Origin of the sequence: Pseudundibacterium arcticum (assembly GCF_042646465.1) — a bacterium.
GTDB lineage: Bacteria > Pseudomonadota > Gammaproteobacteria > Burkholderiales > Burkholderiaceae_D > Undibacterium_A > Undibacterium_A arcticum.
The window spans coordinates 1-19,763 of the sequence record NZ_JBHRTP010000005.1; the positions used below are offsets into that span (position 1 = coordinate 1).

General features: G+C 58.1%; 18 protein-coding genes and 1 pseudogene. 9 read left to right on the forward strand and 10 right to left on the reverse strand.

Going from position 1 to position 19,763, the window contains the following annotated elements:
- Nucleotides 1-529: 529 nt before the first annotated feature.
- From ACFOFO_RS01650 to ACFOFO_RS01660, 3 genes are all read right to left on the reverse strand, one after another.
- Nucleotides 530-874 (reverse strand): hypothetical protein, encoded by a 345-nt coding sequence (locus tag ACFOFO_RS01650; protein ID WP_390329038.1) that lies wholly within the window; start codon nucleotides 872-874, stop codon nucleotides 530-532.
- A 133-nt stretch (nucleotides 875-1,007) separates the two neighbouring features.
- Nucleotides 1,008-1,256 carry a hypothetical protein gene (locus ACFOFO_RS01655; protein ID WP_390329041.1) on the reverse strand — a complete coding sequence of 83 codons (249 nt, stop codon included), beginning with the start codon at nucleotides 1,254-1,256 and terminating at the stop codon, nucleotides 1,008-1,010.
- Between the two features lie 148 nt (nucleotides 1,257-1,404).
- On the reverse strand, nucleotides 1,405-1,575 hold the full coding sequence (locus ACFOFO_RS01660) for a hypothetical protein (protein ID WP_390329043.1): 171 nt from the start codon (nucleotides 1,573-1,575) through the stop codon (nucleotides 1,405-1,407).
- 127 nt (nucleotides 1,576-1,702) lie between these two features.
- Between ACFOFO_RS01660 and ACFOFO_RS01665 the strand changes: the two genes are divergently transcribed.
- Nucleotides 1,703-2,608, forward strand: a complete 906-nt coding sequence (locus ACFOFO_RS01665; protein ID WP_390330657.1) for a LysR family transcriptional regulator — start codon at nucleotides 1,703-1,705, stop codon at nucleotides 2,606-2,608.
- Nucleotides 2,609-2,749: 141 nt separating this feature from the next.
- On the opposite strand, the gene ACFOFO_RS01670 is transcribed toward ACFOFO_RS01665, so the two are convergent.
- Nucleotides 2,750-3,046 carry a hypothetical protein gene (locus ACFOFO_RS01670; protein ID WP_390329047.1) on the reverse strand — a complete coding sequence of 99 codons (297 nt, stop codon included), beginning with the start codon at nucleotides 3,044-3,046 and terminating at the stop codon, nucleotides 2,750-2,752.
- 188 nt (nucleotides 3,047-3,234) lie between these two features.
- On the reverse strand, nucleotides 3,235-4,194 hold the full coding sequence (locus tag ACFOFO_RS01675) for a PDR/VanB family oxidoreductase (protein WP_390329049.1): 960 nt from the start codon (nucleotides 4,192-4,194) through the stop codon (nucleotides 3,235-3,237).
- A 632-nt stretch (nucleotides 4,195-4,826) separates the two neighbouring features.
- Here ACFOFO_RS01675 and ACFOFO_RS01680 point away from each other — a divergent pair.
- Complete coding sequence (locus ACFOFO_RS01680; RefSeq protein WP_390329439.1) at nucleotides 4,827-5,510, forward strand: CerR family C-terminal domain-containing protein; 684 nt, start codon at nucleotides 4,827-4,829, stop codon at nucleotides 5,508-5,510.
- Here the strand turns inward: ACFOFO_RS01680 and ACFOFO_RS01685 are convergent.
- Entirely contained in the window at nucleotides 5,490-6,461 is a 972-nt protein-coding gene (locus ACFOFO_RS01685; protein ID WP_390329051.1) for an NAD(P)-dependent oxidoreductase, read from the reverse strand. The genes ACFOFO_RS01680 and ACFOFO_RS01685 overlap by 21 nt on opposite strands.
- Before the next feature lie 923 nt (nucleotides 6,462-7,384).
- The gene (locus tag ACFOFO_RS01690) at nucleotides 7,385-8,095 is read right to left on the reverse strand and encodes a TetR/AcrR family transcriptional regulator (RefSeq protein WP_390329053.1); all 711 of its coding nucleotides are present in this window, start codon (nucleotides 8,093-8,095) and stop codon (nucleotides 7,385-7,387) included.
- A 164-nt stretch (nucleotides 8,096-8,259) separates the two neighbouring features.
- Here ACFOFO_RS01690 and ACFOFO_RS01695 point away from each other — a divergent pair, with 164 nt between their 5' ends.
- The 3 genes from ACFOFO_RS01695 to ACFOFO_RS01705 all read left to right on the forward strand — a co-directional run bounded on the left by ACFOFO_RS01695 (nucleotide 8,260) and on the right by ACFOFO_RS01705 (nucleotide 11,597).
- Entirely contained in the window at nucleotides 8,260-9,312 is a 1,053-nt protein-coding gene (locus tag ACFOFO_RS01695; protein ID WP_390329056.1) for a Rieske 2Fe-2S domain-containing protein, read from the forward strand.
- 48 nt (nucleotides 9,313-9,360) lie between these two features.
- The gene (locus ACFOFO_RS01700) at nucleotides 9,361-10,557 is read left to right on the forward strand and encodes an ABC transporter substrate-binding protein (protein WP_390330658.1); all 1,197 of its coding nucleotides are present in this window, start codon (nucleotides 9,361-9,363) and stop codon (nucleotides 10,555-10,557) included.
- An 83-nt stretch (nucleotides 10,558-10,640) separates the two neighbouring features.
- On the forward strand, nucleotides 10,641-11,597 hold the full coding sequence (locus tag ACFOFO_RS01705) for a PDR/VanB family oxidoreductase (protein WP_390329060.1): 957 nt from the start codon (nucleotides 10,641-10,643) through the stop codon (nucleotides 11,595-11,597).
- Here ACFOFO_RS01705 and ACFOFO_RS01710 read toward each other — a convergent pair.
- On the reverse strand, nucleotides 11,580-11,852 hold the full coding sequence (locus ACFOFO_RS01710) for a 2Fe-2S iron-sulfur cluster-binding protein (RefSeq protein ID WP_390330660.1): 273 nt from the start codon (nucleotides 11,850-11,852) through the stop codon (nucleotides 11,580-11,582). The two genes, ACFOFO_RS01705 and ACFOFO_RS01710, sit on opposite strands and share 18 nt — an antisense overlap.
- A 114-nt stretch (nucleotides 11,853-11,966) precedes the next feature.
- On the opposite strand from ACFOFO_RS01710, the gene ACFOFO_RS01715 reads away from it, so the two are divergent.
- Complete coding sequence (locus ACFOFO_RS01715; protein WP_390329062.1) at nucleotides 11,967-12,896, forward strand: LysR family transcriptional regulator; 930 nt, start codon at nucleotides 11,967-11,969, stop codon at nucleotides 12,894-12,896.
- Nucleotides 12,897-13,215: 319 nt separating this feature from the next.
- Here ACFOFO_RS01715 and ACFOFO_RS01720 read toward each other — a convergent pair whose 3' ends face one another.
- Entirely contained in the window at nucleotides 13,216-13,530 is a 315-nt protein-coding gene (locus tag ACFOFO_RS01720; RefSeq protein ID WP_390329064.1) for a hypothetical protein, read from the reverse strand.
- Between the two features lie 190 nt (nucleotides 13,531-13,720).
- Here ACFOFO_RS01720 and ilvD point away from each other — a divergent pair, with 190 nt between their 5' ends.
- The 3 genes and pseudogenes from ilvD to ACFOFO_RS01735 all read left to right on the forward strand — a co-directional run bounded on the left by ilvD (nucleotide 13,721) and on the right by ACFOFO_RS01735 (nucleotide 18,325).
- Nucleotides 13,721-15,583 carry a dihydroxy-acid dehydratase gene (gene ilvD, locus ACFOFO_RS01725; RefSeq protein WP_390329066.1) on the forward strand — a complete coding sequence of 621 codons (1,863 nt, stop codon included), beginning with the start codon at nucleotides 13,721-13,723 and terminating at the stop codon, nucleotides 15,581-15,583.
- Between the two features lie 220 nt (nucleotides 15,584-15,803).
- Nucleotides 15,804-16,892, forward strand: a pseudogene (locus ACFOFO_RS01730) (IS630 family transposase).
- Complete coding sequence (locus ACFOFO_RS01735) at nucleotides 16,886-18,325, forward strand: DHA2 family efflux MFS transporter permease subunit (protein WP_390330662.1); 1,440 nt, start codon at nucleotides 16,886-16,888, stop codon at nucleotides 18,323-18,325. The pseudogene ACFOFO_RS01730 and the gene ACFOFO_RS01735 overlap by 7 nt, the downstream one beginning before the upstream one ends.
- Before the next feature lie 364 nt (nucleotides 18,326-18,689).
- Here ACFOFO_RS01735 and ACFOFO_RS01740 read toward each other — a convergent pair whose 3' ends face one another.
- Nucleotides 18,690-19,742, reverse strand: a complete 1,053-nt coding sequence (locus tag ACFOFO_RS01740) for a DNA-binding protein (RefSeq protein WP_390330664.1) — start codon at nucleotides 19,740-19,742, stop codon at nucleotides 18,690-18,692.
- Between the last annotated feature and the right edge of the window lie 21 nt (nucleotides 19,743-19,763).

Genomic DNA, 19,763 nt, shown 5'->3' on the forward strand with positions numbered 1-19,763 from the left:
AAAGGGGCTCCCGATGTCGCGCAAGGCCGCACCGCCTATCAAGCACGGTTAAGGGGTAAGTCCGAGGGAAAGGCGACTCTCACCGTAACAGGTAGAAGCACTGACTGGGTTAGTGCTGTGGTCTAATTTTTCCGGACGCCTCAATGGGTGGATAATCGGCGTGGTTCAAAAAAGGCCAGTTTTGGGTAACACAGGCGAGCGGATTACTTCCACCTGAGCAATGGGATTTCAGTGTTCCAGGGATTGACTCGGGGAGCCGACATTCCTCCGGTTACTCAGGCTCGCAGCGGCCCCAGGCCGAGAAGCGGGAGCCAGTGGGGATGGTCTTGGCCGGTCATGCGTTCGGTCGGACTTTTACCGAATCGCTCCGGGACCCGGCTGCGCAGGAAGCAGCGATGGTTCAGAAAAAACTGCAACAGGTCTAGGTACGTTTCCCGAGTTGGCGGCGCAGTGTGAAATAGTTGCGCAGCCTTGAGTTCAGGTTTTCGACCAGGGTGCTGCATCGGGGGTGTCTGGGCCATGGCTTGCGCTACAGCGTCGAAGACGGCATGGAATTTTCCGCCCATCCTGGCGCGCAACCGGTTCCAGCCATGCCAGTACGAGGGCGATCGTCCGCCTCGCGCCGCTTCATCTCGGCGACGATGAAATCAAACATCTCTTTCCGGATGTTCAGACTCGGACCGGCCAACGCCAGGACGTCGTGGCCGAGCTCGGCGGTGAGCGTTCGGATGTCGCCGGCCAGAGCATGCGCTCCCGCTTCGGTCTGGCCGGCGAGCGCGATCCGATCGGCAAGGTTCGGATCCTGACGTGCTTTCCCGGACATGGCTTGCAGCTTTTTACGTCGCGACCGGGCTCCCTTGGCGATGCCGGCCAAGGTACTGTATTGGCCAGGACTTCGCACTGATGCTGGATGTGGAATACGTCGCCGTGACAGGGTTTGTCACCCCAGGCCGCCTTTTGGCCGGCGCGCAGTTCCTGGCCCGCATCGGCAATCGTGTAGTCGGGATTCAAACCCTGCTGGGAAGCATCGAGCAGATGAATACCCAGGTGTCGGCGTCGCGATGTTCGGCGGCGGCAAGCAGATAGCAGTAGGCCGCCCTGGCGTCGACACCGGCAAACACGGGCCGGGAACCCTGGAAGATTTCGTCGTGCAAACCGACGCGAATTGGCGCCAGGTCGATGCCGCGGTTGATTTCGCCGCCCTGCCGCGCCGCTGCTTGATGAACGTTGTGGTTGGTGGCCTCGCTGATGATCACACACCCAGCAAGTCGCACCTCAATTCCACCACGCTGCGGCATGAACCGTGGCCGAAATGGGTAAAGCCCAGCGTCAACTGCCGCAGCCACATCTTGGTAACGGCAGCTCGAACAGCACCTCGTTGTGCGGTGCGCTTGACGCGAAGACCTAGGCCAAAGCGGCGCTGGCTTTGTTCGCTCGCTGGTAGACGAACTTGCCGCTGACGTCGTGTTCAGCGGCCAGGTCGGTGATCGTTGCCGTTCCAGCCAACGCCAGAACGGCCGGGTCAATTCGGGCGACTTCGAGCAGCTTGACTGGGGTGCAAGCGGATGGATTCATGTGTGACCACGCTTTAAGAGTGCACCAACAGCATCGCTCAACCGCAACAATCCGCGCGGCGCCTGTGAACCTCGATTGAACCACGCCCACTTTTTAGCTTTTTGCGTAATTCCTATATGGATAGCATATGAACATAGAGCTGCGACAACTCCGCTATTTTGTTGCGGTTGCCGAGGAGAAGCACTTCGGTCGCGCCGCAATACGGCTGCATATGACGCAGCCGCCGCTGTCGCAGGCGATACAGGCGCTGGAAGCCGACATCGGCGCGGTGTTGTTTGCTCGCACCAAACGTAGCGTGGCGCTGACACCGGCGGGTCTGGCCTTGCTGCCAGAGGCACTTCGTATTCTGCAACAAGCCAGTACGCTGCCCGATCTGGTGCGTCGCGCCGCATCCGGAGAGTCAGGCTTGTTGACGCTAGCCTTTGTATCGACTGCGGATTATAGTATTCTGCCACCGTTGCTCCGCGAGTTTCGTGAGGCCTATCCACATGTTCAGATCGATTTAAGAGAAGCCACCAGCGACCTCCAGCTGGAACAATTAGCGCAAGGCCAGATTGACGCGGGCTTGTTGATACCGCCGCTGTCGGACAAAGCAAAACGGGTATTGGACTATCTCCCGGTATTATCGGAACCACTGATTCTGGCCGCCCCGGCGGGACACAAGGCATTGTGTGCGAAAGGAAAGATCGGTCTGAGCTCCCTGAGCGACTTGCCGCTCATCATCTTCCCCCGCCGTATTTCGCCCGGCTTCCATGACACCATACTTGCCTGCTTCCGCAATGCCGGCCTGACGCCGTATATTGGACAGGAAGCCATCCAGATGCAAACCATCGTCGGTCTGGTATCGGCTGGCATGGGATGCGCGCTTGTGCCACAATCGGTGGTGAATTTAAAACGCCCAGGAGTCGACTACCGGGAGCTGAAAGATGCCACGTCGCTGGTCGAAACCGGCCTGGCCTGGCGCAAAGACAATCCCTCGCCGGTGTTGCAAGCTTTTTTAGAATTACTTAGGACTTACGCAAAACCCATATAAATGTAACGAGATGTAATGACGTAAACTTAAAAATTGAGAGCGGCTGGGTAAAGTTCTGGTCAGGCGAGTAATGGCAAGCTTGCCATTACTCGCCTGGCGCGAACACCAGCGTGAGGAAGGCCGGGCGATGCTTTGGCCGTATCAGGCGCACATAGTCCTTGAGGGTCGTGTAACCGCCACCATAGCCGGCCTCACGCAGCCGCTGGAGGACTTGCTGGGCACTGAACGGTGGGTGTCGAGCAGGCGCGTCACTTGTCCCTTGAATGGGTCAAGCAGGCTGGAACGTACTACCTTTTTCCGCGCCTCGTAGTGCAGCACACTGGCCCAGGTCGCCACCGTCTGGTGATGCAGATGCAGCGCTGTTGCGATCTGTCCCAGCGTCATATGCTGGCGATCCCGGCAATCCCGGATCTGGCACCAGAGTTCATAGGAAATCATGGACGTTTCCCGAGAGCGGCATGCAGTGCCTTGAGGTGCTCGCCCACCACACAGTGCGCTCTGGCGCGGACGAGGCCGGCGCCAACGAGGCCTCACTTTCCGCTCCGGCGTGCCGGGTCGTCGTCGCCGGTGGCAAGGGATCGCCCAGGGAAAGCACCTGGTACAGCGGCCTCGCGTAGTCTTTTCACTTAAAGGTCTAGCACCAAACTAGGCGTTTTCGAACGCGAACAACACGGAATGAACACGTTGTTTGCCTGCTGTTCTTGTCTGTCCAAAAATAGATCCCTATGATCAGGTACGCCGCCCAGCACACGCGTGATGCACGTTCCGCAGACACCCTGCTCACATGAGGTTTCAATGTCGACTCCAACCGACCTCAGGCACTCAACCACCGTCTGCCCCTTTTCGACACGTACTGTTCTACCAGTACTTGCAAGAGTGATCTCAAAGGGTTCATCGGAGTCCCGCTCAACCACTTCAGCCGCAAAGAACTCGTAATGAACAGCGTTCTCAGGCCAGGCGTGTGTACGCGCGAAACCCAAAACCGCATCCATGAACCCTTTTGGGCCGCAACAATATAGATGCGTTCCTGGTCGGTACGTTGCCAGAACTTGTTCAATACTGAACTGCTGAGATTTGGGCCTATCATCAAAGTGAAACAGTACCTGGGAGGCGAAGCTGGAAGCGGCTATTCTAGATTTGAAGGCGGTTCGCTCCTCAGAGCGGGTGCAGTAGTGCAACTCAAAGCTGTCCCTGGTCATGGACAGTCGTTCGGCCATGCATAGAAGAGGCGTAATCCCAATGCCGCCAGCCAGCAAAACCGAGTGGCTGACGGTTCCTGCAAGTTGGAAGTGGTTCTTCGGGCTGCTTATAGTCAGTATGTCCCCCACTAAAATGTCTTCATGCATCGCTGCAGAGCCACCTCTCGATTTGGGGTCCCTCAGAACACCTATCAAATATCGATGAGTTTCTGAAGGATCATTGCACAGGGAGTATTGCCGCACCATGTGTGTATTGACATGCACATCTATGTGCGCCCCTGCAGAGAATGACGGGAGAGGATGGGCACCCAGAGGACGCAGCTCAAAACTGCATATCTCATAGGTCTCAGCCTCTTTGCGAGCAACGATTACCTGAAGTTCACTCATATGCCTGCACCGTGCAGCCAGCGGTCGAACAACCGCCTGTGTAATATGTGACACTGGCTAGCCGAAGATCCGATTGTGGGCTGCTGCGGATCGCATCCTTAATTTTCACTTCAACAAGGGATTTTCTCATCGCTACGTACCTTTTTTTTGCACCTGTTTGGAGGGCGTTGCACATCGCTGAGAATCCGGGGCTATCATCTCAACTGCACTTCAACCATTATTGGATATGAACTAAAAAAAGTCAATCGATAGTGTAAAACAAATGATTAAATCAGAGTAATATGGTGATCTAGGTGCTAAGGCGCAGGTGGCCTTGGTTCGAGCAGGACTGCATTATGTCGAGCTCTGCCAGCCTTCGCTGGACGCACAACCACGCCGAAAATCCGATATCTTTTGCAAAGCAACTCTACGCGCTGGCAGCATAAGTCCGCCCAGTTTCAGGGGCCAGTGAAATCGCTCGGCCGGAATTTACTGGACACCCGTTAGTGCGACGGGACCCAAAAGTCAGCGTCCCTAAGCAGTCTGGTATCATCGCAACTTCACTTCAACTATTTTTGGATATGAACTCAAAAAAGCCAATCGATAGATTAAATCGACAGATTAAAGTCGAGGCAGACGCTGATCGAGGTGCTATGGCGCGGGTGGCCTTGGTTCGAGCGGGACTACAAATATTCGGTGCCAACAGCCTCGAGACTGCGAGTACGCGTGAGATCGCGCGAGCCGCGGGCATGAACAGCGCGTCGGTCTCGTACTATTTTGGAGGAAAGCAAGGCCTCTACATGGCCGTCATGCAGTATGTCGTGCAAACCATCGCGCTGCGTGTGATCCCGCTTTTGGACAGTGCAAGTGAGTTTCTCGCTGGAGAACACCAATTACCCAACGACTGTCTGCGACATTTGTCCAGGCTGATTGAGAGCAGCGCGATGCTGCATTCTAGCGACAAAGAGTTGATGTCACTCTCAAATATCATCATGCGAGAGCAAGCACGGCCAACCGACGCATTCGACGTTCTGTACGACGGAATCCTAGGGCGCCTTCACTGTGTCGGCGAGGAGTTGATGGCCGCATACGTGACTGGTAATCCCAAGACTTCGGGTTTTAGTGTTCGATTTCATGCGCTATTGGGGCAAGGCCTGGCGTTTCGCGTTGCGCGCTCTACTGCGATTCGTGCTGCTGGCTGGGTCGACATTGGCGTTAGCCAAGAAGCCGAAATCAAGGAAGTGGTCCTTGAATACACTGCCCTGATCCTGAACGGTCTTCGCAACAGCTACCGACATGCGCAAAAGCCAGCGTCCCTAGGCAGTCCTGCTTTGTGAGTGTGGAATCGGCATTTCCAGCTCAGTGTTTTGATAGATGCTGATAAGAGCGGAAACGTCTGCCTCCATGAGCCCTGGATCCCGCACGAATGCATTGCGGTATAGCTGCTCGGCGAACTGCACCATGGGGACTTCAATCGCGTTTTCCGCTGCCATTGACTTGGCGATAGCTAAGTCCTTTGCCATGAGCCTGGTCGCAGTCTGGCGAGGCTCGAAGTTTTGGCTTGCCATCTTCGGCGCAAATATCTGAAGCGGGGTGGAGTCGGCAAAACCGCCAGCCAAAGCAGGGGCCAATCTGTGGACATCGATGCCCTGTTTGCCTCCGAAGCTCACTGCCTCGGCAATCATGAGGATATTCACAGCTACGATCATCTGATTGCAGATTTTCGTCACCAGCCCCGCGCCGATCGGTCCCATATGAGTGACCCGCGACACAACAGAGCGCAATAGATCTTCCGCAGACTGAACAGCGGCACTCGTCCCGCCGGCAAAGCAGATAAGTGTTCCTTGTTCGGCAGCAGGAACACCTCCGGATACGGGCGCGTCGATCCAATCGCAGCCCTGCCGCTGAGCCCTCGCCGCAAAATCGCGTGCCTGCTGGGGCGAAATCGTTGAGAAGTCAACAACGACGCGTGGCAAGCGCGTCGCGCAGAAAAGTCCTTCTGATCCGAATGCAACCTCCTCCACTGCGTTGCCATCGCTGAGACAGAGGCCGACAATCTCCGAGCGTTCGGCAAGTGCTTGTGGACTTGAGACCAGCGTTGCACCAGCTGCGACAACAGAGGCGCTACGCTCCGGCGTCCTGCTCCACACATTGACGGAGTGTCCATGCTGAAGGAGCCTAAGAACCATCGGGATGCCCATGTTGCCCAAACCGATGAAGCCAATGGAGCCAGGGTACCCACTATTCCACTTCCGAGTTGCGTCTGCCGTATCAAACTGTTTGGTCATAGTCAAATCCATATTCAAATAGCCTCTATGTACGACCACCTTGGTCGCGCTTGTAAGGCTCGCCAGTCGCGGCGCTTGGAGCGTATTACAGCACGAAATTACAAGTAAATCAATCGATCGATTTACTCGATTGGTTTATTAAAATTTTTCATGACTTACAACACTTTCTACCAATACCGTAAAGTGACATGAAAAGTGGCAAAAGGGCCATTTTTGGGTAACACGGGCAAGCGGATTACTTCCACCTGAGCAATGGGATTTCAGTGTTCCAGGATTGACTCGGGGAGGCGACATGCCTCCTCAGGCTCGCAGCAGCTGAAGCGACCCCAGGCCGAGAAGCGTGAGCAAGTGGGGATGGTCTTGGCAATCCCAAGTTTGGGCCGGCGCTCAGGCGCTTGCGTCAACATTGCTTCCCGGTCAGAGATTTGTGCGGTTTGTTGCCCGGCTAAGCTCGATGGCCGCGAAGAAGCGAATCAAGGCGCGCGAACAGAATCGAAAGGAAGGTGAGACCGAATCGACGGAGGAACCATTCTAAAATCGCACCCGTAGACGATGCAAAATATAATTTAAATCGTTTATATCGTTTATTTTGAATATTCGGCAGCAAGGGGAATTCGCTACGGGCTACGCCCTGCGCCAATTCCCCTTGCTATTCGGTATACTTATCCACAGCTGCCAGCATCAAACGCAGCGTCCGCCCCTGGCCCCTGGCCCCTGGGTCAAATTTCAATCAGCAGGGTGGGTCAATTTTCAATCAGCGCCGACAAGCGGCACATCGGGCAAGGCCGTGAGCAGGCTTTTTTCAATTTCAGCGAAGCGCGTGAAATCCCGGCCTAGCGTGATTCAAGCCGGATGCGGTGAAAGTCGCATGTCCGGTTTTTAGGGGGCGGTGGCGCAGTGATGCGCTGCTGCTACCCGACCAGCTATGCATGCGAAATGGTCGAGTGCATCAGCATTACCCACTCTTGCAACTGCTCCTTGTATAGCTTCTCGTTCTTGCGCCACAGGCTGTTGACAGCCATACCGCGAACGAGGTTTAGAGTGAAATTCAGCACCGTGCGCGCCTTTTCCGGTGCCATGCCCGATTCCTCGAACACCTTCAGCCAGATGACGTTGACGGTGTCGCGATACTCTTCCATCACTGGCAGAATCCGCTCCATCAACGCCGTATCCGTGCGCGCCACCATGATCACTTCCAGTGCCGCGATGAACGGCCAGTCGAAGTAGATGCTCAAGCAGTCGGTGATGAAGCCTTCAATCGGCCGCGTGGCCGCCTCCGCAGTATTGGCCACCTGCTGCCCGCGGCTGATCGCCGCCTGGTAGACGGACGCTGTCGCCGCCACTACCAGCTCTTCCTTCGACACAAAGTGATGCATCAGCGCGCCGTTCGACATATGCGCGCCGCTGGCCACTTCCTTTGTTGTCAGGCCATTGTAGCCCTTGCGGATAAGGACATCGATGGCTGCCGCCAGCAGCCGGTCGCGGGCTTCGCGCGAACGGTCCACCTGGCTGCGGCGCTGGCCCTGGACCGCCGGCTCGCGCGGCGGCGCAACGGCTTCGTTCGCAATCAATGCCTCGCGATACAGGTCGGGCGTGCTGGCTTCTTTCGATGAGCCGGATGGGAAAGTGATCATGCTGCTTTGCTGGTGATGTGGACGGAAATCATGGCCGCACCGGTACGGCCAAGCGTCGCGATGATTGTACTCCAAAAACCACAATAAAACTTACAAACCGATTGCTCGGTTTTTAAAAAAGAGTAGACTGTGAAAAAAATCTTTACCACCACCTGGAAACAAGCATGAATTTCATCCGAAACGCCTGGTACGTCGCGTGCTGGAGCGCTGAAGTCAAGGTCGGCGCCATGTTCAACCGCCGCCTGCTCGACGAGCCGATCGTATTTTTTCGCAAGCAGGACGGTGCTGCGGTCGCACTGCAAGATCGCTGCCCTCATCGCTTCATTCCTCTGCACCTCGGCACCATTCGGGGCGACCGCATCGAGTGCGGCTACCACGGGCTGCAGTTCGACTGCAGCGGCAGCTGCGTGAAAAATCCCCATGGCGATGGCAAGATCCCTGCCGCAGCCAAGGTGCGCTCCTATCCGCTACAGGACAAGCACGGCATGTTATGGATCTGGATGGGCGACGGCGACGGCAGCACCACACAGATCCCCGACTACAGCATGATCGAGCCCGACTCCGGTTACCTGACCAGCACCGGCGGCTACATCCACATCAAGGCCAATTACGAACTGATGGCCGAGAACCTGCTCGACCTCTCGCATATCACCTACTTGCACGACGGCCTGCTCGGCAGCCCGGAACAGGCGGGCGCCGACCAGGTAGTCAAGGACCACGGCACCGAAATCCACTGCAATCGCTGGATGCCGGACATCTCGGTGCCGGGCGTGTTCGACATGCTCTACAAGCGCGACGGCAAGAAGGTCGACATGTGGACCAACATGCGCTGGCTACCGCCGAGTTGCTTCGTGCTCGATTCGGGCGTACGCAAAGCGGGGCTGGCAGAACGCGAAGACCACGGCTGGTATTACGGCGTCCACATCCTGACGCCAGAGGGTCCGCTGACCACCCACTACCATTTCGCCGCTGCGCTCCCCTTGGGCACCTCACTGACGCCGGAGGAAGCCGCCAAGTTCGCCGAGATGCGCCGTTACGCCTTCCAGGAGCAGGACAAGCCGATCCTCGACGCCCAGCAGGCCGCCATCGGCAACAACAATTTCTGGGACATGAAACCGGTTTTACTGAGCATTGACGCTGGTCCGGTACGCATGCGCCGTTCACTCGAACGCATGCTGCTCGCCGAACAGAAACAGAAGGAAGACGCCACCAAGTAACGCCCGTTTGCAGCACCCACCGCAATCATAATAATCAAGGAGACAGACATGCGAGTAATTTATACTTCACCGCGTCACACTTCACTGCGGCCGATGCTGGCCGCGCTGGCGATGGCGCTGGCAGCCAGCGCACCGGCCATGGCCCAGGCGCCGATCAAGATCGGTTTCCTGGGAGAGTTGTCCGGACCACAAGCGGCCATCGGCAAGGAGCAGTACGACGGGCTGATGCTGCTGATCGAGCGCAACGGCGGCAAGCTGGGCGGTTATCCGGTCCAGGTCATCAAGGAAGACAGCCAACTGAAACCCGACGTGGCCAACCAGTTAGTGCGCAAGCTGGTCGAACGCGACAAGGTGGACATCATAACCGGCGTCTCGTTCTCGAACATCATGATGGCGGTGCACAAGTACGTCACCGACAATAAGGTATTCCTTGTGGGGTCGAACGCCGGTCCGTCCCAGATCGCCGGCAGCCAGTGCTCGCCATATCAGTTCATCACCTCCTGGCAGGGCGACCAGACATCGGAAGCGGTGGGCAAGTACGCCACTGACAAGGGATACAAGAAGGTTTTCCTGCTGGCGCCGAACTACCAGGCTGGCAAGGACACGCTGGCCGGCTTCAAGCGCCACTTCAAGGGCGAAGTCGTCGATGAAATCTACTCTTCTCTGAGGCAGCAGGATTTCTCGGCCGAGCTCTCGCAAGTCAGCGCTGCCAAGCCGGACGCGGTGTTCGCGTTCTTCCCCGGCGGCCTGGGCGTGAACTTCGCCAAGCAGTATGCCCAGGCAGGCCTGATGAAGTCGACGCCGCTTCTGTCCACCTTCGTGGCGGACGCCGTTTCCCTGCCCTCGCTGGGACCGGGCGCACAGGGCCTGATCAGCGGCGGCTTCTGGGCCCCTGACTTCAATAACGCAGCCAACTCCAAATTCGTTGCCGATTTCGAGCAGAAGTACAACCGCATCCCGTCCAATTATGCAGCGCAGAGCTACGATGCTGCCCAGCTTCTTGATTCAGCCATCGCGAAAGTTGGCGGCAAGGTGAGCGACAAGCAAGCCTTCATGGCGGCGCTCAAGGCGGCCAACTTCCAGTCGGTGCGCGGCGCGTTCAAGTTCAATAACAATCACTTTCCGATCCAGGACATGCATGTGCTGGAAGTGGCGAAGGACGCCAAGGGGCGGATGAGCCTCAAGACGATCTCGACGCCGTTCAAGAACCACCAGGACGCGTATCACGACAAGTGCCCGATGTAGCAGCAAGGTACTCCCAGCCCCCACACATTAGAACGGCCTCGCTCGACGAGATGGCCGGGGGGCCCCTTTTGCCCGGATCAATCATGACTGACTCAAGCTTCAAGGTTAACGTCGTGCGCAAGCAGGTAGCGGCGCAAGACATCGTCGCCTTCGACCTGCAAGCGCCCGGCGGGGAAGACCTGCCCGCCTTCGAGGCGGGTTCCCATATCGATGTGCATTTGCCCAATGGGATGGTGCGCCAGTATTCGCTGTGCAACGACCCGCGCGATCGTGGCCACTACCAAATCTGCGTGCTGCGCGATCCCGCCAACCGCGGCGGATCGGCCGCCATGCACGACCTGGTCGACACCGGTGACGAACTGCTCATTGGCCAGCCACGCAACCTGTTCGCGCTGGCGCCAGGATCGCACGACAGCCTGCTGCTCGCCGGCGGGATCGGCGTCACGCCGATGCTGGCGATGGCGTGGCGCCTCCATGCGCAAGGTGTGCCGTTCCAGATGCATTACTTCACCCGCAGTCGCTCGCGCACCGCCTTCCATGACGAGATCAAAAACGCGCCGTTCTCCGCATCTGCCGCGCTGTGGTTCGATGATGAGGATTCAGCACGTCCGTCGATTCCAGACCTGCTGGCACAGGCAGCGCCGGGTACACACGTCTACGCATGTGGGCCTGCGGGATTTCTCGATCACGTTGCCCGCAGCTTTGAGCAGACCGGGCTGCCTGCCGCGCAGTTACACATTGAAGCGTTCAGCGCCGCTCCCATGGCTGCGGGGGCCGCGTTCGATGTCACTCTGCGCAGTACCGGGCTGACCGTGCACGTGGGCCCGGCACAGACTGTGGTCGAGGCGCTTGCTGCGCAAGGCGTCACGATTCCGGTTTCCTGCGAACAGGGCATCTGCGGCACCTGCCTGACCCGTGTCTGCGAGGGCCGGCCCGAGCATCGCGACCAGTATCTCACCGACGAGGAGCACGCAGCCAACGACTGGTTCACGCCGTGTTGTTCGAGGTCCCTGACCCCGATGCTAGTGCTGGATCTGTAGGTTTTTTGCCGCGCAATCGCCGGTTAGGATGCTCATGCAGGCAAGTACGTAGCCTTCGTCGTCCGGGTGCGTAATCTTCGATTCGCGGCCCATTTCCTTTACCTCGCCCTTGGTCACCTTGCAGCGGCAGGTCCCGCAGCGCCCTGCAGTGCAGCTGTATGAAATCGGAATCAGGTGCTCGCGCAGCGTGGCCAGGAGATTGGTACCCGGCTCCACATTAAGCTTGCGGCCCAGAGGTTGTACAACGAGTTCCATGGTGATGTCCGCGGCGAGAAGAGAAAGTGTTTCAAGTATAAAAAGTCAGGTAATATAAGTAAATGGCATTCCGATAATAGTCAACATCACTGACAGCAATATAGCTTTTATCCCATGGACCTGAAAAACATCGATCTCAATCTTTTGCTGGTCTTCCATCAGCTTCTTGCCGAGCGCAGAGTGTCGAAGGTCGCCGAAACGCTGGGAATGACCCAGCCTGGCGTGAGCAATGCGCTCAAGCGACTCAGAGTGGCGCTCGGGGATGATCTCTTTGTGCGTACGGCACGGGGCATGGAGCCGACGCCCTATGCCGCGCAATTGGGCGAGCCGATCGGCTACGCGCTATCGACCATTTCCGATTCGCTCAACGAGGGCGTGCGCTTCGATCCGGTCACCAGCGACCGGAAATTCAAGATCGGCATGACCGACATCGGCGAAGTCTATTTTCTGCCCGCGCTGATGGCCGCACTGCGCGAGCAGGCGCCCGATGTCAGCATCAGCACCGTACGCAACACCGCGTCCAATCTGCAGGACGAAATGGAAGCGGGGCACATCGATCTGGCGATCGGCTTGCTGCCCCAGCTGAAGTCAGGCTACTTCCAGCGCAAGCTGTTTCACCAGCGCTACGTGTGCATGTTTCGCCAGGGGCACGCACTGGACAAGACCAGCGACAAGGCCAGCATCACGGTCGAAGAATTCGAGCGCGCCGAGCATGTCGTGGTGGTGTCCGGCGGGACCGGGCATGCGATTGTCGACCAGACCATCGAGCGGCTGGGGATACATCGCAAGGTTGGTCTGACCGTTCCACACTTTGTCGCGGTAGGCCACATTCTGTCGGCAAGTTCGATGATTGCGACGGTGCCGGAGCGGTATGCGATGGCCTGCGTGAAGCCGTTCGGGCTGAGGTATGCGACGCATCCAATATCGCTGCCGGAAGTAAACATCAACATTTTTTGGCATGCGCGATTCAACAAGGAACCGGCGAATCAATGGTTACGGCGGCTCATCTTCGAGCGGTTCTCGGACGGCGGGTCAGGTATTTAAGCTACCTGCGTCAAGTGTTTGCCCGACTCTTGTAAGCAATGCTCGCGCGTGAAGGTAGTACGTCGCGGCCACCGGCTTCTGCGAAAAAATCATGTCAGCGAGCCCCTTCGATACGATGTCCAAGGGCCTCCAAATTTGAATGTGGAAATGGCGACATTGGGGTCTGAGGGGCAGTGGAACAGTTATGTTCAGCAGAGCATAAACGTGCCACTGCCCCTCAAACCCCACATTCCCACACGCGGTAGCCCTGACATGCACTGGCTCCTCCGGCAGGCCCCTGCCGCCATGCGGTCGCGCGAGGAAGCCGCCCTGCAGATTTTCAATCAGGGGACTGGCTTCGTGCAGATCGCGCGTCCTCGGCCAAAGCGGCCCCAGCTTTGTTCGCTTGCTGGTAGACGAACTTGCGGCTGACGTCGTGTTCAGCGGCCAGGCCGGTGCTCGTTGCCGTTCCCGCCAACGCCAGAATGGCCAGATTAATTCGGTCGGCTTCGGGCAGCCTGGCTTCCGAGCAAGCGGATGGATTCATGTGTGACCATGGTTCAGGTGAAGAGGCAACAGTATCGCTCAATCGCAACAATCCACGCGGCGCCTGTGACCCTCGATTGAACCGCGCCGCGGCGGCTGCGTCAGTCATGTGCGTCGCTTCGCCGCGCGGCCAAAGCGCAGCTCCTCGGCGACGGTGACGAAGTAACGCAACTCGATGTTGACGAACATTTCTTGTCATATGCAAAGTGAATTACAGTCCGTTAAATCATATATTAGACAATTAGAGGCGGATGCGGCATCCTGATGCTCCCATTCGTTCGCTACCTTGAAGAGATCCCATGCCGACTTACCGTTCACATACCACCACCCAGGGCCGCAACATGGCGGGAGCGCGCGCGCTGTGGCGCGCCACCGGCATGAAGGATGGCGATTTCGACAAGCCGATCATCGCCGTCGTCAATTCGTTCACGCAGTTCGTGCCGGGCCACGTGCACCTGAAGGACCTGGGCCAGCTGGTGGCGCGCGAGATCGAAGCGGCCGGCGGCGTCGCCAAGGAATTCAACACCATCGCCGTCGACGATGGCATCGCGATGGGCCACGGCGGCATGCTGTACTCGCTGCCCTCGCGCGACCTGATCGCCGACTCGGTCGAATACATGGTCAACGCCCACTGCGCCGACGCCATGGTGTGCATCTCCAACTGCGACAAGATCACGCCGGGCATGCTGATGGCAGCGATGCGCCTGAACATTCCGGTGGTGTTCATTTCCGGCGGCCCGATGGAAGCGGGCAAGGTCGTCAAGGTGGTCGACGGCGCCCGCAAGATCATCAAGCTCGACCTGATCGATGCGATGATCAAGGCCGGCGACCAATCGGTCAGCGACGCCGACGTGGCCGAGATCGAACGAGCGGCTTGTCCGACCTGCGGTTCCTGCTCCGGCATGTTCACGGCAAATTCGATGAACTGCCTGACCGAGGCGCTGGGCTTGGCGCTGCCGGGCAACGGCACCGTGCTGGCGACCCACTCGGACCGCAAGGAACTGTTCCTGCGCGCCGGCCGCCTGATCGTCGAGCTGGCCAAGCGCCACTACGAGCAGGACGACTACTCGGTGCTGCCGCGCTCGATCGCCACCAAGGCCGCATTCGAAAACGCAATGGCGCTGGACGTCTCGATGGGCGGCTCGACCAATACCGTGCTGCACCTGCTGGCGGCCGCGCACGAGGCCGAGGTCGACTTCAACATGAGCGACATCGACCGCATCTCGCGCAAGGTGCCCTGCCTGTGCAAGGTCGCGCCGATGACCGACAAATACCACATTGAAGACGTGCACCGCGCCGGCGGCATCTTCTCCATCCTGGGCGAGCTGGCGCGCGCCGGCCTGCTCGACACGACGCTGCCGACCATCCACGCGCCAAGCATGTTTGATGCGATCGAACGCAACGATATCACCCGCAGCATTGACCCCGCCGTGCACTCGCTGTTCCGCGCGGCGCCGGGCGGCGTGCCGACCCAGACCGCATTCTCGCAGTCGGAGCGCTTCGCCAGCCTGGACACCAACCGCGCCACCGGCTGCATCCGCGACAAGGCGCACGCCTACTCGCAAGATGGCGGCCTGGCCGTGTTGTACGGCAATCTGGCGCAGAACGGCTGCATCGTCAAGACGGCGGGCGTGGACGAAAGCATCTTGAAATTCAGCGGCAAGGCGCGCGTGTTTGAAAGCCAGGACGATGCGGTCGAAGCCATCCTGGGCGACAGCGTGCACGAAGGCGACGTCGTCATCATCCGCTATGAAGGACCGAAGGGCGGCCCGGGCATGCAGGAGATGCTGTACCCGACTTCCTACATCAAGTCGAAGGGCCTGGGCAAAGCCTGCGCGCTGTTGACGGACGGCCGCTTCTCGGGCGGATCGTCGGGCCTGGTGATCGGCCATGCCTCGCCGGAAGCGGCCGAAGGCGGCGCGATCGGCCTGGTGGAAGAGGGAGACATGATCGACATCGACATCCCGTCCCGCACGATCAACCTGCGCGTCACCACCGAAGTCTTGGCGCAGCGCCGCGTCGCGATGGAAGCGCGCGGCGACGCTGCATGGCTGCCTGTGAACCGCGTGCGCTACGTGTCGCAGGCGCTGCAAGCCTACGCCGCGCTGACGACGTCCGCCGACCGCGGCGCAGTACGCGACCTGTCGCAATTGAAGCGCTGAGTACCGCAACTAAAGCCGAGTTCGTGTTCAACTGGAGGTCGCACCCGGACACGGACACGGGCTGAGCCGCTGCTATTTCGCTTCGGGCCACCGAAGTTTTTCTTCACGCAGGTCGGCGCCATTCTGGCTCGCGTTCGCTGGCCAATGCTTCGGTCGTCTAGTGGCGTACGTCATAAATAATGCAACTTATTCGTGGTTTGTGTCTATCCCCTGTATTTGGATGCGAATCGCGATAAAAGTTGAGTTGTCCAAGGCACAGTGTGAGCAGCTGGATGCTTATGCAACTGGTAGAAAAATATCAGTGCGAGTCGCCGAGCGGGCCAAGATGATCCTGCTTGCCGCGCAAGGAAAGACGGACAAGGAAATTGGCGCCGAGTTGGGTGTCTGACGAGGCACGGTAGCTCGCTGGCGAGGTCGGTATGTCGATATCGGACTGTCGGGCATTGAACACGACGAGACACGACCGGGGCGCAAGCCGAAGATTTCCGCGCGCAAGGTCAAGGCAATTGTGGCGCGCACGACGCAGCAACAACCGGATAACGCGACCCATTGGAGCACACGAAGGATGGCAGCTGTGGCTGGCGTCAGTGCGGCGAGCGTGCGGCGCATCTGGCAGGCACACGGGCTCAAACCCCATCGGATAGCGACCTTCAAGGTATCGAACGACAAGCATTTCAAGGAAAAACTGGAAGATATCGTGGGACTGTATATAGACCCGCCAGAACAGGCATTGGTCTTCTGTTGTGACGAGAAGTCCCAAATCCAGGCGCTCGACCGGACGCAGCCAGGCTTGCCGTTGAAACGAGGTCGCGGTCAAACGATGACGCACGATTACAAGCGCAACGGTGTGACGACATTGTTCGCGGCCATGAGCACGCTCGATTGGAGTGTCATCGGACAGTGCATGACAAAACATCGCCATCAGGAATGGTTGCGTTTCCTGCGGCAGATTGATCGCGGTACACCCAAGGGCAAGGAGCTTCACTTGATCGCTGACAACTATGCCACCCACAAGCATGCGAATGTTCAAGCTTGGCTTGCCAAGCATCCGCGCTTTCACATGCATTTCACCCCTACCAGTGCATCCTGGCTAAACATGGTCGAACGGTTCTTTCGGGACTTGTCTGAGTACAAATTACGACGTGGCGTCTTCACTTGCGTCCCAGACTTGATGAGCACGATTAAGCAATTCATAGCGAAGCACAATTGTTCGCCGAAACCATTTATCTGGACGGCGAGGGCAACCGATATTTTGACAAAAGTCACACGCGCCCGCGCCAAGCTAAATAAGATGCAATCCGTATGGTGACGCACTACACTAGTTTGACCATCAAAAGCTACCTTCCCTGGGTCGTCGCCACCACGCTGTTCATGGAGCAACTTGACTCCACCATCGTCAATACGGCCATTCCCACCATGGCGGCCAGCCTGCACGTAACACCACTCAGTCTGAAGGCTGTGGTGACCAGTTATATCCTCAGCCTGGCTGTCTGCATCCCGGTGAGCGGTTGGATGGCCGACCGTTTCGGCACCCGGCGCGTATTTGCCATCGCCGTAGCGATGTTCACCTTGTCATCGATTCTATGCGGCCTGTCCATAAATGCGACCATGCTGGTGGCGGCGCGCATCCTGCAAGGCATCGGCGCGGCGATGATGATACCGGTTGGCCGCATATGCATCATCCGCGCGTTCCCTAAAAACGAATTGATGGGAGCAATAAATTTTGTTGTCTTGCCTGCCTTGATCGGCCCCCTGTTGGGACCGACGGTAGGCGGGTTGATCGTGTACTGGCTGTCGTGGCGCGAGATTTTCTACATCAATGTGCCGGTGGGACTTGTGGCGCTCTATCTGGCCCATCGTTACATGCCCGACTATTATGGCGACCAATCCCGACCGTTCGACCTGGTTGGACTGGTGCTGTTTGGTTCCGGGGCGGCGCTGCTATCCTGGGTGCTCGAAATATTCGGCGAACATGGGCTCGATCCGACCACGTCCTTGGTGTTGGTGCTGCTTGCCATCGGCTTGCTGGTCGCGTTCGCATGGCATGCCGGCAAGGCGCACTATCCGCTAATGAACCTGACCCTGTTCCGGATACGCACATTTCGAGTCGCGGTTGCAGGCGGTTTCGTCACCCGCCTCAGCGTCGGCGGAATGCCGTTCCTTTTGCCGCTGCTGTATCAGCTTGGATTGGGTCTGCCCGCCTGGCAATCCGGCTTGTTGATGATGCCCTTGGCTGCGGCAGCGATGGGGATGAAATTGGTTTCCGCGCGCTTGCTGGCCCGCTTTGGTTTCCGTCAGGTATTTATAATTAACACTGTACTGATCGGTGTCACGATCGGCCTGTTTTCGTGGGTGGAGCCAGGCACACCGTTGACCGCAATCGTCATGCTCGGCTTGTCGCTTGGCCTTTTTAATTCGCTGCAGTTTTCCAACATGACCAGCATGGCTTACGCTGACGTCGATAGCGCTGACTCCAGCATGGCCAGCACGATTACCAGCTCGCTGCAGCAGCTGTCGATGAGTTTCGGCCTGGCTGGCGGCTCGCTGATCACGAGCTGGTATCTGGGCGGCTTGCCTCAAACCGATCGATTTGCCGTGAGCAATGCCTTGCATCATACATTTTTGACCCTGGCCGGTCTGACGATTCTGTCGTCGCTGGCGTTCTGGAGCTTGCGCAAGGACGATGGGGATAGTGTTAGCAAGGGTATGAAGCCGGTCACCGCGCCTACAGCCATAGGTTAGCGGTGGACGCTAATTTAGATAGCCTATAAGTAATATTATGTGGCATAAAAGCGCTACTTTTACCGCGTGAGTGAGAGGTAAAGCCATTCTTGGAATAGTAACCGTACTATTTGTAGCTTGATTCGATGCACCACCAAGACCGTGGGCTCTGCCCACACCCGCACTCGCCGTTGGGCAGGGGTGCAGGGGGAAACCCACCCCTGCACCCCTACCCGCAGCGTTGGATCGCTACGAGCCGTCAAGGCCTTTCGCGGAAGGTGGGGTTTGGGGAGCAACGGAACCGAAACTGCGGTTAAGCTTTGTGGATATATAGAACGAACACTTTATGTGCGTATTCATATAAAGACGCTAATTTGCTAATTACCTATTCTGCCTTCGGTTTGCGTGGTGATCGCGTCGGCTTTTGTGCATCCCGCATTTCTGCGACCGTGCGTTTAGCCTCTTCCGCTTGGCGCTGCCAGTTTTCCGCATCGGTACGCAGCAAGGACATTTGCGCGGTCGCGTTTGCCAACTGTGTTTGAATACCCTTCAGTTCCGTCACAGCCACATCGCGCGCTGTGATCACCGCCTGCAGATTGCCTTCCAACATACCAGCTTTCTGCCTGAAATCGCCAAGTTGGTCCTGTAGCGCCGCAACCTCCGCTCGATGGCGCTCAGCGGCCAGATTGCCGGCGTTCCGTGCCGCATCCAGTTCTTTCTGTAGTTTTACTGCGGCGCGCCGTTCCCGGTCAATCTCCAGGAGCGCCCTGGTTTCTGCTGCCCGGAAACGCTCCTCGGCGAGTTGAGCTGCAGCGCGTAGCTTATCCAGTTCGGCCGCGAAGTCCCTGCGTGCATCTTCAAGGAGCTGCTGGTGTGAGGTATTTTCCTCTTTCGCCTGCACCAATTGCGATTCGAGCGCAGCATTGGTGGCGCCGCCAGTCGCCAGTTGCTGACCAAGGGCTGCAATTCGCTCATTCGCCTGGCCGAGCGCCTGTTGTACCTTTTGGCGCGTCTGGTGGGCCTTATCGAGATCGGCCTCAGCAGCCGCAAGCGCCGCTTTCGCCTCTATCACCGCAACCTGTGCCTCGCCCTGGAAGGACGCCAAGGTTTCATGAGCCTGTGCCTGTGCCGCCGACCACAATGTCGCAACCAAGTCGCCGGCGGCGGTTTTCAGCACCTCCGGCAGATCCGGATGCTCGATCCGCACGCGGCTTTTTTCGCGCAAGTCTTCCCAGAATTTGTTGAGTGCCTCTGCCGGCGCGGTCATGCTGCCCTTGCGCACGAGTTGATACAGCTTGTTTGCGGTCGGCGTCATCCCATAGCGGAAGAACAGCAACACACAGACCTCGCGATATAGATCCTGCGTCTGCGTAAACTCCTCGCGCAAGCGGTCGATGTCGGCGAGAAGCTGTTTTTCATTGGCGGCGGCAATATCCATGGCGTGTTTTCGGCAAGTTGT

What these genes read in the sequence shown, in the direction of transcription:
- ACFOFO_RS01670 (WP_390329047.1), bottom strand. Translation starts at nt 3,046, where the DNA reads ATGATTTCCTATGAACTCTGGTGCCAGATCCGGGATTGCCGGGATCGC.
- ACFOFO_RS01680 (WP_390329439.1), top strand. Translation starts at nt 4,827, where the DNA reads ATGGCGCGGGTGGCCTTGGTTCGAGCGGGACTACAAATATTCGGTGCC.
- ACFOFO_RS01675 (WP_390329049.1), bottom strand. Translation starts at nt 4,194, where the DNA reads ATGAGTGAACTTCAGGTAATCGTTGCTCGCAAAGAGGCTGAGACCTAT.
- ACFOFO_RS01660 (WP_390329043.1), bottom strand. Translation starts at nt 1,575, where the DNA reads ATGAATCCATCCGCTTGCACCCCAGTCAAGCTGCTCGAAGTCGCCCGA.
- ACFOFO_RS01700 (WP_390330658.1), top strand. Translation starts at nt 9,361, where the DNA reads ATGCGAGTAATTTATACTTCACCGCGTCACACTTCACTGCGGCCGATG.
- ACFOFO_RS01685 (WP_390329051.1), bottom strand. Translation starts at nt 6,461, where the DNA reads ATGACCAAACAGTTTGATACGGCAGACGCAACTCGGAAGTGGAATAGT.
- ACFOFO_RS01705 (WP_390329060.1), top strand. Translation starts at nt 10,641, where the DNA reads ATGACTGACTCAAGCTTCAAGGTTAACGTCGTGCGCAAGCAGGTAGCG.
- ACFOFO_RS01735 (WP_390330662.1), top strand. Translation starts at nt 16,886, where the DNA reads ATGGTGACGCACTACACTAGTTTGACCATCAAAAGCTACCTTCCCTGG.
- ACFOFO_RS01695 (WP_390329056.1), top strand. Translation starts at nt 8,260, where the DNA reads ATGAATTTCATCCGAAACGCCTGGTACGTCGCGTGCTGGAGCGCTGAA.
- ACFOFO_RS01665 (WP_390330657.1), top strand. Translation starts at nt 1,703, where the DNA reads ATGAACATAGAGCTGCGACAACTCCGCTATTTTGTTGCGGTTGCCGAG.
- ilvD (WP_390329066.1), top strand. Translation starts at nt 13,721, where the DNA reads ATGCCGACTTACCGTTCACATACCACCACCCAGGGCCGCAACATGGCG.
- ACFOFO_RS01720 (WP_390329064.1), bottom strand. Translation starts at nt 13,530, where the DNA reads ATGACTGACGCAGCCGCCGCGGCGCGGTTCAATCGAGGGTCACAGGCG.
- ACFOFO_RS01690 (WP_390329053.1), bottom strand. Translation starts at nt 8,095, where the DNA reads ATGATCACTTTCCCATCCGGCTCATCGAAAGAAGCCAGCACGCCCGAC.
- ACFOFO_RS01715 (WP_390329062.1), top strand. Translation starts at nt 11,967, where the DNA reads ATGGACCTGAAAAACATCGATCTCAATCTTTTGCTGGTCTTCCATCAG.
- ACFOFO_RS01740 (WP_390330664.1), bottom strand. Translation starts at nt 19,742, where the DNA reads ATGGATATTGCCGCCGCCAATGAAAAACAGCTTCTCGCCGACATCGAC.
- ACFOFO_RS01710 (WP_390330660.1), bottom strand. Translation starts at nt 11,852, where the DNA reads ATGGAACTCGTTGTACAACCTCTGGGCCGCAAGCTTAATGTGGAGCCG.